Source organism: Shewanella sp. 433 (assembly GCF_059338565.1).
This window is the reverse complement of the sequence record NZ_CM181703.1, coordinates 383,197-398,186: the sequence shown is the minus strand read 5'-3', so window position 1 is coordinate 398,186 and position 14,990 is coordinate 383,197. Positions and strand designations below refer to the sequence as shown.

The window sequence follows — 14,990 nt, the reverse complement described above, 5'->3', positions numbered from 1 at the left end:
AATTCAGTGGCAGCTCAATATGCTTAATATTCGGCCATTACTGTTCATATTAGGCGTTTTCCTGTCGACCCTGACCGCCTTTATGTTTATCCCGCTGCTCTTTGCCCTATTCTATGGTGAAGAAACAGTGGGGGCCTTTATGATCGCCTCTCTAGTTACCGGCACGTGTGCAAGCGCCTCGATGCACCAAGGACACAGAGACAAATTGCGTCTTAATATACGCGATATGTTTCTGCTCACCAGCCTCACCTGGCTGATTGTTAGCTTGTTCGCTGCCATGCCTTTTACCCTCTATCACGGCATTAACTACACCGACGCGTTCTTCGAAACCATGTCGGGGATCACCACCACAGGCTCGACGGTATTATCTAACTTAGACACCATGGATCACAGCATTCTTATCTGGCGATCACTACTGCAGTGGCTCGGCGGTATAGGCTTTATTGTGATGGCAGTGGCCATTTTGCCCTTCCTTAACGTCGGCGGCATGCGGCTATTTAGAACCGAGTCATCAGACTGGGGCGAAAAAGCAGTGCCGCGCACGCAGAATATGGCCAAGCAGTTGTTTTTTGTCTACGTGGGGCTGACTGTAGCTTGTGGAGTCGCCTATCACCTTGCCGGCATGACTTGGTTTCAATCCATAAACCATGCCATGACGACTCTTTCAACAGGCGGCTATTCGACCTCTGACAGCTCGATGGCGGCCTTCTCGAACTCGGCACATTGGGTTGGCACCCTGTTTATGACAGCAGGCGGATTACCGCTATTGATGTTTGTGCATTCGCTGTCGCAGCGTTCGGTAAAAATATGGAATGATGATCAAGTTAAAGGCTACCTATTATTTTTGCTGTGCATCTCTTGCAGCCTCGCCTTTTGGCTTTGGCAGGGACATGAGATGATGCCTATCGATGCCTTGCGTCTAGCCAGCTTTAACGTGGTTTCCGTGGTCACCACCACAGGTTATGGGCTCACTGACTATACCGCCTGGGGAGCACTGGCCAACGTTGCCTTTCTGTTTTTAATGTTTGCAGGTAGCTGCTCGGGCTCGACATCGGGCGGGATTAAAATTTTCCGCTTTCAAATTGCCATCGCCATTATGCGCGAGCAACTTAAGCAGCAGTTCCACCCTAACGGTATTTTCAAAGAACGCTACAATGGCCGCGCCATTAGCGAAGATATTGTGCGCTCACTGGTCACCTTTATTCTGCTGTTTATGCTGGTTATTGTGACGCTATCGGTCATACTCGTGATAACAGGGCTCGATCCCACCACTAGTTTTACCGGTGCAGTTACCGCTGTGACCAATGTCGGCCCCGGGCTTGGGCCTATTATCGGCCCTGCGGGGAATTTTTCATCGCTGCCTGATGTGGCTAAATGGGCATTAGCAATCGGCATGTTACTGGGGCGCTTAGAAATTTTGACCGTGGCCGTACTATTCCACCCGCATTTTTGGAAATATTAACCTCTGTCTTAGCCGCGAAATTTATGCCACATTTGTCGCTGGGGTGGGGTGAGAAAGCTCCACGCCAATACTCGCGTTAGCTTATTGCCTTGGGTCATCTCTATGGTTTTCACCGTGACGGCGCCGAGCCGTTCCAGCGCGTTATAGCAAGGCTTTACGTTCTCTTTTTTCGACACTAAACTGCTAAACCATAAGCATTGCTGGGCAAAGATTTTGCTCTCATCGATCATATCCAGCAAGAACCGCAACTCTCCCCCTTCACACCAGAGCTCCGCCTTCTGACCACCAAAGTTAAGCTTAGCCGTAGGATTGTTGGCCAGGGTTGCATGTCCTTTGGCGCGGCGATTCGCAGCAAGGTTCCCCAGTTTGCGCTCGCTGCCAGCAGCAGCCTGCGCCAATGAGGCATGAAACGGCGGGTTACACATGGTCACATCGAAACGCTCTTGTGGCTTGATCACGCCATTGAAAATCGCCTTAGGTGTATTCTGTAGACGTAAGTTGATCTTACCCTGTAGCGACGGATTACGGTCAATAATGGTGTGTACATTGGTTATCGATAGGGGATCGATGTCGCTGGCCACAAAACGCCAGCCATAGGTTTGTACGCCTAAAATAGGATAGATACCATTGGCCCCAGTGCCTATGTCTAACACCTGAATTTTTGCGCCTTTAGGTGGCTTAACTTGGGTGGTGCGACCACTGACGCGATGCGTATTCGCGGCACTGTCCTCAGCCAAGAGATCGGCTAAGTGATGCAGGTAATCGACCCGCCCAGGGATAGGAGGACACAAAAACCCGGCAGGGATGTCCCAATAATCGATACCGTAATGCTGCCGAAGTAAGGCTAAATTCAAGATTTTAACCGCCTGTTCATCGGCGAAATCGATCGACAAGTTACCGTAAGGATTCGGTCGCACAAACGGGCTTAGCTGCTCCGTCTTGGCAATCAAGGTGTTAAAGTCATAACCATTACCATGCGCGTTGCGTGGATGAAGCCCCTTGCCACCTTGAGCCTCGCGACCTTGCACCTGATTAGGCTTCTTATGTGATGATGGCGTCTTTTTCACTAACTTAGCCTTATTGGTTGGCTTAATCTGGCTCGATTTCGCCGCTGTTGATTTAGATTTACTGTGGGCGCTTGGAGTGGTGTTAGTCGCGCGTCGAGGTTTATCAGGCTGAGTCATGAAGCAATTACCATTAAAGAGGTGGCCGCGCAGGATCGGCTGCGCGGCCACAGAAAATGCCGGGGTCAACTAACGGCGGTTAGTCATACAGATATTTGGTAAACAACATATTGACCACCAAAGGCTTACCCACCTCTTGTTGCAAGAGACGATTAACAGCCTCATAGCACTCACGGCGGATCTCTTCTTTGCCCACTAATGATTTCACCTTGTCTTCTGTTTGGGCACCTAATATTTCCAAAATTGCCGCGCGCAGTAAGGGATCATGATGTTGCAACACCACTAGGTCCTCAGGAGCTTGAACCATTAGCTCGACGCTAATTTTTACAAAGCCGAGTTTCTTTCGATTGGAGATGTAATTGGTGACGATATCGGGGGTAAAGCCGTAATAAGCATAAGTATCGACGACATCATCTTTGGCGGCAAAAGCGCCATGGCTCATGCTACAGCTCGCCAACAGTAACAGTAGCAATGCAAACTTTTTCATTTTTGGTGGGTACTCCCTAATTATTTAAGCTCGCCATTGTTAGCTTAAGCGGTTTCATATTGATTCAATTGATACTCAATTATCGCCACCTTGTGCCAATACTTTAATTACCGACATCATAGTAACAGCATGATAAACTGCAGGCGTTTGCGAGTATAGTGCCGAGAATTTAATGAGCGTAACGAAATTAAGCTTTCCCTATGGTGAATCTCTTCACTGGTATGAAGCGGATCAGATACCGCAGCTACCACCGTCTCCCCTCAAGGATTGGCTACTCGCCCCAGGTAGTTTAACCCAAAAGCTTAAGTCTCACTGTGGTCAATTTGAAGTAAAGGTCTTGGGTGAAGATATTCTTAGCCCCTTTGCCAATGAGATGCCACAACAAAAACAGGCCTGGATTAGAGAAGTACTATTGTGCCTCGATGGTCTGCCTTGGGTCTTTGCCCGTACGTTAGTGCCCGGCAGCATGCTCGACAATGCTCAGTCAGACTTTTTAACCTTGGGTAATCGCCCCCTTGGCGAACTGCTGTTCAACAGTGGCGAGTTCATCCCAGGCAAAATTGAAGTGGGCCAGTTTAACGCCTGCAGCACCTTAGCCAAGCTTATCGAATCCTTACACCAAAGCAGTGAGCAGACGCTCTGGGGCAGAAGGCGTTATTTTAGCCATAACGAGCAGCAGCTTATCGTCAGCGAAATCTTTTTACCGGCGGCGCAGCGACTTATCGAACAACATCAACTCGAATGACCCTTATTGCTGCTTATGCCAACGAAGACGATGATAACCGAGCAAGAATAACAACGACAGCGTCATCCAGCCCACACTACCACCACCGCCAGAGTCTGAGTTGGTGTCAAGATCACGGGTCGTGGCTACGATAACCGTTTGCGTCGCGCTCGATTGCGTATTGCTGCCATCGGTGACCGTTAATGTCACCAGGTAACGCCCAGCATTGGCGTAGGTGTGAGTTGGCGAAATGTCGCTACTGCTACTGCCATCACCAAAGGTCCACACATAGCTAAACGGCCCGCTCCCTCCCGATGTGGTATTGCTAAACGCGACCCTTAACTCGGTCGCCACATAATCAAAATTAGCACTGGGCAGATTGACCGATTCACTGCGGTATTCAAACCGCACCGTAGCAACGCTAGAATCCGCTTGCTGTTCAATAACCTCCATAGTGAGTCCTAATACTGGTAACACTAAACCTGATTGTGGCTGTAAGGGCGCACTGTAATCACGGCGATCATCGAACAAACTGATAGCCGATAGGTGATTGTCATTAAAATAGCGTGATTGATTGAACATGCTGAAAGTCGCATCGCGGATTTGTACTTGCGTGGCGGCGTTGCCAATTAAGTTTTGATCTGCGTCCACCACGCCAATCAAGCCTCTGCCCGGATGATTGCTGACGTTGTTATCGACCTCACTCAAGTTTTCCAACCATAACAGCACACCGGGCTCATAATCGCGACTGGCCAAGCCGGCATCGAGACCATTATGGCTGCGAAGTTGCACTAGGTAACGGCGCTCACCACCGGGGCGATTGTTATCAATTCGCACAAAACCCCCGGTTAACTGCATCACTCCGGCAGCTTCTGCGCCATCGAAATAAAGGCGATTATTACCATCAAATAAACCAATATCGTCAACCACAAAACCATATCCACCCACAGCTTCATCGGTGCGGTACACAATACTTAGTTGCCTACCCGTACTGCCAGCGTATCCAGAAACATCAAACGTTAAGTCGACCCAATTATCCACGCCCTCGGCCGCGCCGATATCCGCCGACGTGCCGGTGATAATATTGGTCGCACCATTAATCCCATTACTGGCTCGAGTGTAATTACCCTTAAGCACTACACCATCGATCATCACCTGAGCATAATCATAATTAAGTTCAATATCCCAATGCGCTTTCATCTTAAGGGTCAAATTATTGCTTGCTGGAAAATCGATATTCACCGCTGCCGCGGTACTCAGTAAATTGCCTTGATTGGAATAGTATTGATAAGCGCCAGAATAGGGCGCCTTAAAGGCAATATCGACCGCTGGCAGCCTCAGGGCAATTTGATTGACTTGGTCATAATTAACCGCCTCGACAAGGCGCACCTCTTGGCCGCCAATAGGGATACTGTCGAGATCGACTTGTAACTCTCTCACCCAGTTACCCCGATATTTATCCTGTAGATAAGAGCGAGCATAGGGGCTAAAACCCACAGGCTGGGTACCAGCAAGTTCACCCGACCAGCTGCCACTAGACATAATCGACCAATCTCCCACTGGCGAACCATCGCCAGTGTTGGTGGTGTCATATTCATCGGGCAAACCCAGTGCATGGCCAAATTCATGCACTACAACGCCAGCGGCGGCATCTATGGGCTGAATAGTGTAGCCAAACACTTTCTTGTTAGTGCCCGCAATAGCGTATCCTGGAGCACCAGCTTGATAGACAAAATAACGATGCGACCAAATTGCATCGCGCCCCAGTACGCCACCCCCCGCCTCTTCACCAATACTGGAATGAAACAGCATCACATGGTCGATATCACCATCGGCTTCATTAACATTACCATCGCCATCGAGATCGTAAGGGTCTTCCACGTCATAGGTGTCGATTTCGGCTTGACTCATATTAGCTAAGGCCTGCGTCACCGCCTCTTTAACTAATTCGGGCACGGCTTGATCGTCATCACTGTTATTAGGGTCATTTTCACCATAGTAAGCCGCATTTTGACTAGCGGTATACCAGCCCTTAACGTTACCCGTAAAAAATAAACTGCCGCCAGAAGCGGCTTGATAATATTGATAAGCACTGATGAGGTTTTGCCCCTGCGGCCCAGCAAAGCCCGAGGTGGAAAACATCAGATCTTGATAATGAGCGCGCGGATAACTGGGATAATACATGCTGGTATCGCCAGCAGATAAGCGATTGTTGTCGTGGGGTAGATCGGGGAAATCAATCAAGATAGCCAGCACTTTAACGGTTTTACTTATATCGGCGTCGGCGCGGGCGGCGGCAAAACTCATGGTGCGAGTGGATAGCTGTTGCTTAGATCTTAGCCTTTGTTGTTGCTCAAGACGGCTCAAGATAACAGCCCTATTCTGCGGGTAACCCTTGGCTCTGGCGGTAAAGGCCGCTAGCGCATCACGACGCTCGGTGTCGCTGGCATCACTGGCCAGTTCGCCTCGTTTGACCAACCAATAGAGAATACGCTGCTGATTAATCACCCCCGCATCGGCAAATCCACCTGATTCATCACGCGTTAGGGGGGCGGCGAAAGCACTTGAAACCAGCCAAAGCCCTGACAATAGCAACGCCGATAGCCTTGTTGCAACACATTGATATTTCATCGTTCACCCTCATACGATCCAGTATCAAAACTGCCGTACTCAACACTTACTACACGTCAGCAGATACGTCATATCGATTGGTCTATAGTGTTTATTCTAGTCTGCTAAGCACTAAAAGGATCACTATCACAGTCGAACCACCACAGTCACGCGGCGGCATGAACAAGAGGAATAAATAGACAAATGAGGGGGGTAAAATAGTCAGAACGATCACGATAGCCTTTAACACAAGGCTTACCACATTTGCTGGTAAGCCTTGATACTACAACTAGTTCGCTTGCCCCGTGTGCGCCATATAGTTGGCGATGCCATCGAGGAACATCTGAACCGAAATCATCACCAGTACCATTCCCATCAGGCGCTCTACGGCTGTTAAGCCTTTGTCACCCAATAGCTTAGTAAACCCTTTATAGAAGAGTAAGATAACGGCACTGGCGCCCCAAGCACCTAACAAGGCGAGCGTCCAATCCATCATACGGGTGCTATCGGTATGGGCTAACAAAATTAAGGCCGCTAATATCGACGGCCCAGCCATAAGTGGAATCGCCATTGGCACGATAAATGGCTCTTCACCCGCTGCCAATCCCACCACGCCACCGGGTTGGGGGAAAATCATTCGAATGGCTATCAAAAATAAAATGATACCGCCAGCGATGCTGACCGACTCAGAACGCAAATTAAGGAAGTTCAATATGGCTTCGCCTGCATACAGAAACAGCAGCATGATGATCAGGGCGAAGAGTAGCTCTCTGATCAAGACTCGGCGCCGCTTCTTCGGCTCAATATGACGCAAGATAGAGGCAAAAATTGGCAGATTGCCAAGCGGATCCATAATCAAAAACAACATTACCGCAGCAGAAAATATGTCCATAACTCAAATATTGGTCAAAAATGTAGGCGTTATTGTACAACTTATTCTCAATATTTATCAGTCAATAGCACAACAAATGCCGGTTTTAAACAACATCTTTACCCCATGAGCTGCGACGCTTATCGCCTTGGCAATGTAAATTAAATGATGCTGCGCGCTAATTATTCGATTGGACAGCATAACACTGGTATACTATCTGGCTTTCTAGACTCCCTTGTTAACACTAAATATGTACTATCTCGTCGCCAGTTGTATTGCACTCCTGCTAGGCCCACTGTTCTACCGTTTCTTTACCACGGGAACAGGCCTGCAAAAAGGCTTAGATGGATTTATCTTTGTCTCGCTAGGTGGCTTAGTGTTAATCCATATTTTGCCTGAACTATTAGAGCACGGTGGTTTCTTAGCCATAGTGTTTGTGATCATAGGCTTGTGGGGCCCCACCCTGAGTGAGCGCCTCTTCCATCGCTATTCTGAAGTAACCCATAACCTCACCCTAACGCTGGGGATCACCGGTCTATTACTGCACACGATGACTGATGGTGGCGCCATGGTATTAGCCCAACAAGAGGGCAACTCGGCGCTACTGGCCCTAGGCGTGATACTGCATCGGCTGCCGGTCGGTTTGGCCATATGGTGGTTACTCAAACCCCAAGTCGGCAACCGCTGGGCCATGGCGGTATTGGCTAGCATGATGCTACTCACGGGTATCGGCTACTTCGCCGGTGAACAACTGCTTAATCACCTCAGCCTAGATAACACAGTTTACCTGCAAGCCTTTGTCACCGGCTCAATTTTACATGTGGTACTGCATCAGCCTCATGGCAACAATATCAGTGATAAACAAGGTAAATATGAATACCAGGCCGGCATTGGCAGCCTGCTCGGCATCGCCTTGCTGTTTATTCTGCTCGCCATGGATTCGGGTGGACACGAGCATCATGAGCACAGCCACAGCACAGAACAACTGATGCAATGGTTACTGACCTTAGCGCCAGTGCTTATTCTGGCCTATGTTATCGCCACCGTGCGCTATTTGTTTGGTTTATCGCCACAGCATCCTCAGCTAGGTAAACGCTGGCTGCAACGACTGGCAGGCCCTGAAGCGCTAGTGATCACCTTACTACTGTTGGGGCCAAGCTTAGCGATGATCCAACTGATTGGCCTAACCCTTATCGGCCTATTGCTCACGCTAACCAGAGTGCAACTAACCGATCCTCATCAAGGGCTGCCTATCTCGGCGTGGCGTTTTGGCTTCGCCCATTTAGTGGATAGAAGCGCGCCGTGGATCATCCTCAGTTTGATTTTGGCCAACCTCATCGGCCATCCATCAGTGCCGCTAGAAAGCCCATTGGTACAAGTGATGGTGCTAATGGCGCTGTTTTTACCTATGCGTTTTTGTAATCTTGGCGGCGCCGTCTTAGCCTTATCGCTGGCCTACAGTGGCTGGAGTATCGAGGCTGTCATGGTCGCACTGCTCGCCGCACCGGTATTTAATCTGGCGCAGCTAAAACTGATGAACTGGACCCAAAGGTTGCTATTAGCCGGGCTTATTATTATCTGCCTTTTAGGCACCCATTGGCTGATCCCGCAGTGGAGCACTATTATTGCCCTGCCGCAAAACCTGAATACCGCAGCCTTAGCCGTTATTACCTTCCTGTTTGGCGCAAGCTTACTTAGGTTAGGGCCACGTAAATTTATGGCGCGCATCACCTTGTGGACACCAAAAGTTCACGACCATCATCACCATGATGATACGGCTCATGCACACGCTGATGACGCCATAAGCGCAAAACCTGAGCAGCACACTCACAAACATCATCACCATTAGTCAGGCGATGATGCCCATTTAGATGGCTTTTATGACGCGACAAAGCTAAATTAAAGCCATCATTTATCCTGTGAGTTTGAGCTAATGTGCATTCTCTTTGTCGCGCTTGGCGTACATCCTGACCATCCGGTTATCATCTGCGCTAACCGCGACGAGTTCCATGTGCGCCCCACAGAACCCGCCCACCTCTGGCCGAGTGAGCATCATGTTCTGGCAGGCAAAGATCTCCAAGCGGGGGGGAGCTGGTTAGGCATCAATCAACAGGGCGATATTGCGGCGCTGACCAATATTCGCGCGCCAGAGCAACTGCATGCCGATAGCCGCAGCCGTGGGGAATTAGTGATCAAAGCGTTAAACGAACCGAGCAGCATTACCCATAACTGGCTCAGTGAGCATCATCAACGCTACAACCCATTCAACCTATTGTTTGGCCGCCACAATCAACTCTATTGTTACCACAGCTTAGATAACAGCCTTAAGCAACTCACGCCCGGCTTTCATGCCATCAGTAATGGGGCCTTAGACGATATTTGGCCAAAAATGGCTAAAGGCACCCGCGCCTTGGAGCAACAACTGTCGCAAACAACGCCCCCCGATATCGATGCCCTGCTCGCCATTATGACCGACCAAAGCCAAGCTCAAGACAGCGAACTGCCACAAACAGGCATCGCATTAGAGTGGGAAAGACTGCTGTCGTCTATCTATATTAAACACCCAGAATATGGCACGCGCTCGACCTCGATTATCTTGCAAGATAACCAAGGCAATAGCGAGTTTATCGAGGTACGATACGATGGCAAGGGGCGCAACCTAGGGCGGCAGCGCTTTACCCTTAGCCCAGAGATAACCGCTTAATCAGAGGTATGATCATGGGTGATCACCCATTTATCATCAATTTTTTCGACTAACAGGGTAAACACACCGTTGGGCTGATCTTTTGCCCGCGTCAACTCCCAGCGCCCGACCACTAGGGCAGCATAGTTGCTGAGCATTTTGATCTCGTTAATGGTGAATTTTAGTGTGCCTAATGTCGCCTTGTCTGGGTAGTTTTTCTTATAGGCCGCTAATGTCTCTTCCCAGCCATAACGAAATTTATTACCCGAGACAAACCGCACCTTGTCATTGTGCCAATAACCCTGCATATACGCATCTAAGTCGGCGCGATTCCATGCGTCCTGCTGCTCGGTGATCACCTTGGTGATCTCATCCGTAGGCACTGCCTGCGCCGGAAAGACCAACAACAGTACCAGCATTAACCATCCATTTTTAACCATGATGTACTCCATCGGGAGAAATTAAGGTGTAGTATATAATAAACTACTGTAAGACATTATCGGTTAACTAAAAAAACACCCAACTGCATTATTAAAAGAGCTTAAATTATGCTGCAAACCCTGTGTAAAACACTACTCAAGTTAATGGGCTGGAAAATTGATGGCGCCTTACCGACCACGCCGCAATACATTGCCATTGTGGCGCCCCACACCAGTAACTGGGACTTTATTATCGGTGTATTGGCCCGTGGTGCTCTGGGACACAACATCCATTTCCTCGGCAAACATCAACTCTTTATTCCACCTTGGGGCTGGTTGTTCAAGGCCATTGGCGGCACGCCAGTGGATCGGCGCAAGAATAACAATCTAGTGGACGCCGTGGCGCAACTGTTTAAAGCCGATGCCCACTTTAAACTGGCCTTAGCGCCAGAAGGCACCCGTAGCCCTGTCACGCGCTGGAAAACAGGCTTCTACCATATTGCACTGGCAGCCGATGTCCCCATTGTCACGGTCGCATTGGATTTTGCCCATAAAACCGTGGTGATCCCACCCGCCATAAAAGTCAGTGGTGACATAGCACAAGAGATGGGCGCTATCTTAGATTTCTACCGCACCATCAAGGGGCGCCACCCTAAAACCATTCCCGATTACAGCGCGCAAAAATAGCCACGGGCAGGTTTGCTAAAGCGGGTCGCACTGGTTATAGTGCGGCCACTGCCCATTTTATCTACTAGCTTTACTATGAGTTTTGATACCTGGTTACTGTACTTGTTTGCCGTCTTATTGATTGCCATTTCACCAGGCACCATGGCAGTACTCTCGATGAGCCACGGTATCCATTTCGGTAAAACCCGCAGCTTGGCGACGGCGCTAGGCAGCGTCAGTTCAGCGCTGCTGTTGATGTTAGCCTCTGCTGCGGGGCTGGGGGCACTGTTAAGTGCCACAGAGCATGGTTTCGCGCTACTCAAATACTGCGGCGCCGCTTATCTGCTGTTTCTTGGCATCAAACTCATCATGACCAAAGCCAGCGCTCAAGGGCTAGATTTGCAATATATCAAAGGCAAAGGATCGCCTAAGCAAATGTTTAAAGAGGCATTTTTAGTGGGTATTAGTAACCCCAAAGATCTGCTCTTCTTCGGCGCACTGTTTCCACAGTTTATCGACATCAATCAGCCCCAAATACCACAACTGGCCATATTGGCGCTCACCTGGGCAGTGATCGATTTTAGCTTTGTGATGATCTATGCCAGCATGGCTAATATGCTGGCTCCCAAACTCAAATCCAGTAATCGACTGCATTGGTTCGATAGAGTCAGTGGCGGCGTGTTTCTTAGCCTCGCCGCCATTTTAGTCACTAGAGAGTGAGCTTGAGGACTGAGTCTGACTCCCCGTCACACCTTAAGGCTAATGCTCGACCTTCAAACTACGAATATCGGCACCTGTGGGTGATTGGAACGCTCGCAGATTGAATTGCGGTAGTACAGCATAAATATGATCGAATATATCCGCTTGAATATCTTCATAAATAGCCCAGCGGGTATCGTTGGTGAAAATGTAGATCTCTATCGGTAAGCCTTCGGTTGTTGGGGCTAATTGACGCACTAACAGCGTCATATCTTGATGCACTTTTGGATGCTTGTGCATATATTCCAGTAGATAAGCCCTAAACGTGCCCACATTGGTTAGATTACGGCTGTTAACTGGCATATCACCATCTTCGATATGGGCGTTAAATTCGGTAATTTCAACCTCTTTACGAGCCAGATACTCTTTTAATAAATTAATTTTACCTAAGCGTTGCTTCTGCTCTTCACTGAGAAAGGCTATCGAGTCGATATCGATATTTACCGCACGTTTAATGCGTCGCCCACCCGACTCTTGCATGCCACGCCAGTTTTTAAAGGCATCAGACACCAGCGCATAAGCGGGGATCATAGTGAGTGTGCGGTCCCAGTTACGCACCTTAACCGTGGTTAATGACACCTCTTCGACCGCACCGTCGGCACCATATTTGTCCATCTGGATCCAATCACCAGGGCTTACCATACGGTTAGCGGCAAGTTGGATACCCGCAACAAAGCCTAAAATGGTGTCACGGAACACCAACATCACCAAACCGGTGGCAACACCTAAGCCGCTGAGGAAGTACACCGGAGACTGCTGGGCCAACACAGAAATAGAGATGATGATAGCCACAAAGAACATAAACAGCTTTAGCAGCTGCACAAAGCTCTTAATCGGTAAGCGGCGGCTGATAAGGTTTACATCGGCAATCTCATTGAGTGCATCCAGAGCACAATACACCCCGCGCACAAACAAAATAACAATAGCAACATCCAGCAGGCGGTCGGCCAAGCTGCTCAGCAGTGGATGCCCCACTAATGCCAGTGGCAGTAAGATACTTAAAATCAAGGTCGGCACCAGCAAGGCAAACTTTTCTAGCACCTGATGGCGCATAAAAATGTCATCCCAAGTAACCTTAGAGCGCTGGATCACCAGATTCATGGCCTGCACCACACCACGTTTGACAATCAGGTAACCGATAAGCGCGATCAGTACGCTCACTAGCAACATAATTCCGGTAGAGACGCCATCGGCTGGGGTATCAATACCAAAGTGAGCCAGCCATTGCGACACATGTACGCGTAGTTCTTGATCCAAAATATTTATCTCCTGAGGCGAAATGTCTCGCGCCGCTAAACCGTTAACATCGCCATATCAGTGGCGGGTCATCCATGCGTATCTGCTTACTAACAAAAGTATTACAAATACTTATTTTTAAAGCTGTTTTAATCCTATTGCTCGACTGTAATATAAAGCCGAACAACAATCCATTTCTACGCCATAAGAATTGCTGCCACGACAAAGCTGGCCTAGGTTGCTTATTAAAGCGAGATGACACACATTAGCCGATAATCGTAAACCTCAGCCCTGAAAACCTAAACTCGCGCAGTGGCTTACCCTATCTGAGGCATAAAAAACCTATGTTGCTTGATATGGTGTATAAATTTTCTCTCAGTTTGTCTATGCTAGCCTACTTGGTAACCCTATTGAATCGGCTTAACTCCATGTATAAAGCACTACCCTATTATGCCTATGCCGCCTTGGCCATGATGCTGATATCGCTATCGACGTTCGCTAAGGATATGGCGCCAGAGCCAGTAGCCATTGTCACCCTTGAAAATGGCGCTAGCGTCAAACTCAATGATGACTTTACTTGGGAATATGTGTTTCTAGAAAACCAACCCACAGCACAAGCCCCAAAAGATACGCCTACAAGCCCAGCACCAAATACGCCCGAGTTCAATGCAGCGGCACAAGATGCAACAGTCGCAACCGTCACCACCGCCGCCGAGGTCGCCAATAGCTTAACCAGTCGCGCCATCGAACAGTCAGACCTGCTTAAGTCTACGGCAAAAAATGGAGTTAAAATTAGCTACCTGAATAGCCAATGGGACAGTAAGGGGCGCTTAGGGCTTAACTTCGAGCTTAGCAGTACCAGCCCAGAAAGTTATGTGATGATCGAGCTAGAAATAGGCTTATTTGCCGACTCTGGCCAGCTACTCAAAAAGGAAACAGTTGAAGTTTGGCAGGCCATTTTCAGAATGCCCGAAACCTATCTTCGCAAAGGCCAAACCCGCAAGAGCGACACGTTTTGGATTGAAGGGGTAGATAAAGCTCAGTGGAGCAAGCAGTTACTAACACTCAACATTAAAGAGATGGACTCACGCTAAGCCAGCTTATTCACGCTCAAATTAACATCACAGGTCTAGTTATTGATGAGACCAAAGAGGCTCAATCATCCGTGATTGAGCCTCTTTGGTTAGCACTTCACATTTAAGATGCGATACAGCAAGTCACTTACATCATGGTCTCGGGCATCTTAACCGCCACCATATGACCTCTAGCACAAAGGATCCCACCAGCAGACAGTGAAATATCGACCACCACTTTGCGCGGTTTCACCTCTTTAATCTCGCCCACAAGCACGAGTTCTACCCCCATTGGCGTCGGGGATAAGTAATCGATATTCAGCGCTGCAGTGACAAATCTTGGTGGTTCTGCATCCGAATCCCCCGCCTGTTGCATTGCTCGCTGCGCCGCTGCACTGGCACTGCCGGTACCATGGCAATCGATAAGCGAGGCAATAAGCCCGCCGTAGACAAAGTCTGGGATTGCAGTATGAAACGGCTCGGGCATAAAGTGGGCGACGGTCTCCTCCCCACGCCAGTAGCTCTTAAGCTGATGCCCCTGACTATTATTACGCCCACAGCCATAACAGTGACTTAAATCATCAGGATAGACATCCTGAAACGCGACTCCTTGCTGCATCTACACATCCTCTATCAATTATGGCAAGTTACCACGCTATATCGATTCACCCCCTTGAACAATACCAACTTAAGGCTTAATCCTAACTACCTATTGTCACCAGTTTCGATGCTCACAAGTGCAGATGCAGAAAGTGTATGAAGGGGAATTAGCACGCTTCCAGTTAAACACTCGCCAATAAAAAAGGGCCGTTAGGC

The 14,990-nt window shown here is 48.9% G+C and carries 14 protein-coding genes; 7 read left to right on the top strand and 7 right to left on the bottom strand.

All coding sequences use genetic code 11. The features are described from left to right. The first annotated feature begins 19 nt into the window (after positions 1-19). On the top strand, positions 20-1,462 hold the full coding sequence (locus AC5YB1_RS01875) for a TrkH family potassium uptake protein (RefSeq protein ID WP_494520494.1): 1,443 nt from the start codon (positions 20-22) through the stop codon (positions 1,460-1,462). Positions 1,463-1,470: 8 nt separating this feature from the next. Here the strand turns inward: AC5YB1_RS01875 and rlmF are convergent, their stop codons facing one another. Further along, on the bottom strand, positions 1,471-2,646 hold the full coding sequence (gene rlmF / locus AC5YB1_RS01870; protein WP_494520493.1) for a 23S rRNA (adenine(1618)-N(6))-methyltransferase RlmF: 1,176 nt from the start codon (positions 2,644-2,646) through the stop codon (positions 1,471-1,473). 79 nt (positions 2,647-2,725) lie between these two features. Next, complete coding sequence (locus AC5YB1_RS01865; RefSeq protein WP_494520492.1) at positions 2,726-3,133, bottom strand: flagellar basal body-associated protein FliL; 408 nt, start codon at positions 3,131-3,133, stop codon at positions 2,726-2,728. Between the two features lie 172 nt (positions 3,134-3,305). Here AC5YB1_RS01865 and AC5YB1_RS01860 point away from each other — a divergent pair, with 172 nt between their 5' ends. Next, entirely contained in the window at positions 3,306-3,878 is a 573-nt protein-coding gene (locus AC5YB1_RS01860; RefSeq protein ID WP_494520491.1) for a chorismate--pyruvate lyase family protein, read from the top strand. 3 nt (positions 3,879-3,881) lie between these two features. On the opposite strand, the gene AC5YB1_RS01855 is transcribed toward AC5YB1_RS01860, so the two are convergent. Beyond that, the gene (locus AC5YB1_RS01855) at positions 3,882-6,488 is read right to left on the bottom strand and encodes an immune inhibitor A domain-containing protein (protein WP_494520490.1); all 2,607 of its coding nucleotides are present in this window, start codon (positions 6,486-6,488) and stop codon (positions 3,882-3,884) included. Between the two features lie 268 nt (positions 6,489-6,756). After that, positions 6,757-7,359: a YhgN family NAAT transporter gene (locus tag AC5YB1_RS01850; protein ID WP_494520489.1), complete on the bottom strand. Its 603-nt coding sequence runs from the start codon at positions 7,357-7,359 to the stop codon at positions 6,757-6,759. A 229-nt stretch (positions 7,360-7,588) separates the two neighbouring features. Between AC5YB1_RS01850 and AC5YB1_RS01845 the strand changes: the two genes are divergently transcribed. After that, positions 7,589-9,187, top strand: a complete 1,599-nt coding sequence (locus AC5YB1_RS01845; protein ID WP_494520488.1) for a ZIP family metal transporter — start codon at positions 7,589-7,591, stop codon at positions 9,185-9,187. Positions 9,188-9,271: 84 nt separating this feature from the next. Then, entirely contained in the window at positions 9,272-10,042 is a 771-nt protein-coding gene (locus AC5YB1_RS01840; RefSeq protein WP_475515327.1) for an NRDE family protein, read from the top strand. Here the strand turns inward: AC5YB1_RS01840 and AC5YB1_RS01835 are convergent. After that, a complete protein-coding gene (locus AC5YB1_RS01835; protein ID WP_475515328.1) occupies positions 10,039-10,461 on the bottom strand; it encodes a YybH family protein in 423 nt (140 codons plus the stop codon). The genes AC5YB1_RS01840 and AC5YB1_RS01835 overlap by 4 nt on opposite strands. Before the next feature lie 108 nt (positions 10,462-10,569). Here AC5YB1_RS01835 and AC5YB1_RS01830 point away from each other — a divergent pair, with 108 nt between their 5' ends. Together AC5YB1_RS01830 and AC5YB1_RS01825 are read left to right on the top strand one after the other, a co-directional pair. Beyond that, positions 10,570-11,127, top strand: a complete 558-nt coding sequence (locus tag AC5YB1_RS01830; protein ID WP_494520487.1) for a lysophospholipid acyltransferase family protein — start codon at positions 10,570-10,572, stop codon at positions 11,125-11,127. A gap of 75 nt (positions 11,128-11,202) precedes the next feature. Beyond that, on the top strand, positions 11,203-11,826 hold the full coding sequence (locus AC5YB1_RS01825) for a LysE family translocator (RefSeq protein ID WP_494520486.1): 624 nt from the start codon (positions 11,203-11,205) through the stop codon (positions 11,824-11,826). 39 nt (positions 11,827-11,865) lie between these two features. On the opposite strand, the gene AC5YB1_RS01820 is transcribed toward AC5YB1_RS01825, so the two are convergent. Further along, the gene (locus tag AC5YB1_RS01820; protein ID WP_494520485.1) at positions 11,866-13,122 is read right to left on the bottom strand and encodes a mechanosensitive ion channel family protein; all 1,257 of its coding nucleotides are present in this window, start codon (positions 13,120-13,122) and stop codon (positions 11,866-11,868) included. Positions 13,123-13,529: 407 nt separating this feature from the next. On the opposite strand from AC5YB1_RS01820, the gene AC5YB1_RS01815 reads away from it, so the two are divergent. After that, positions 13,530-14,195 carry a DUF3157 family protein gene (locus AC5YB1_RS01815; protein WP_494520484.1) on the top strand — a complete coding sequence of 222 codons (666 nt, stop codon included), beginning with the start codon at positions 13,530-13,532 and terminating at the stop codon, positions 14,193-14,195. Between the two features lie 127 nt (positions 14,196-14,322). Here the strand turns inward: AC5YB1_RS01815 and AC5YB1_RS01810 are convergent, their stop codons facing one another. Next, positions 14,323-14,793: a PaaI family thioesterase gene (locus AC5YB1_RS01810; RefSeq protein ID WP_494520483.1), complete on the bottom strand. Its 471-nt coding sequence runs from the start codon at positions 14,791-14,793 to the stop codon at positions 14,323-14,325. Positions 14,794-14,990 lie beyond the last annotated feature (197 nt).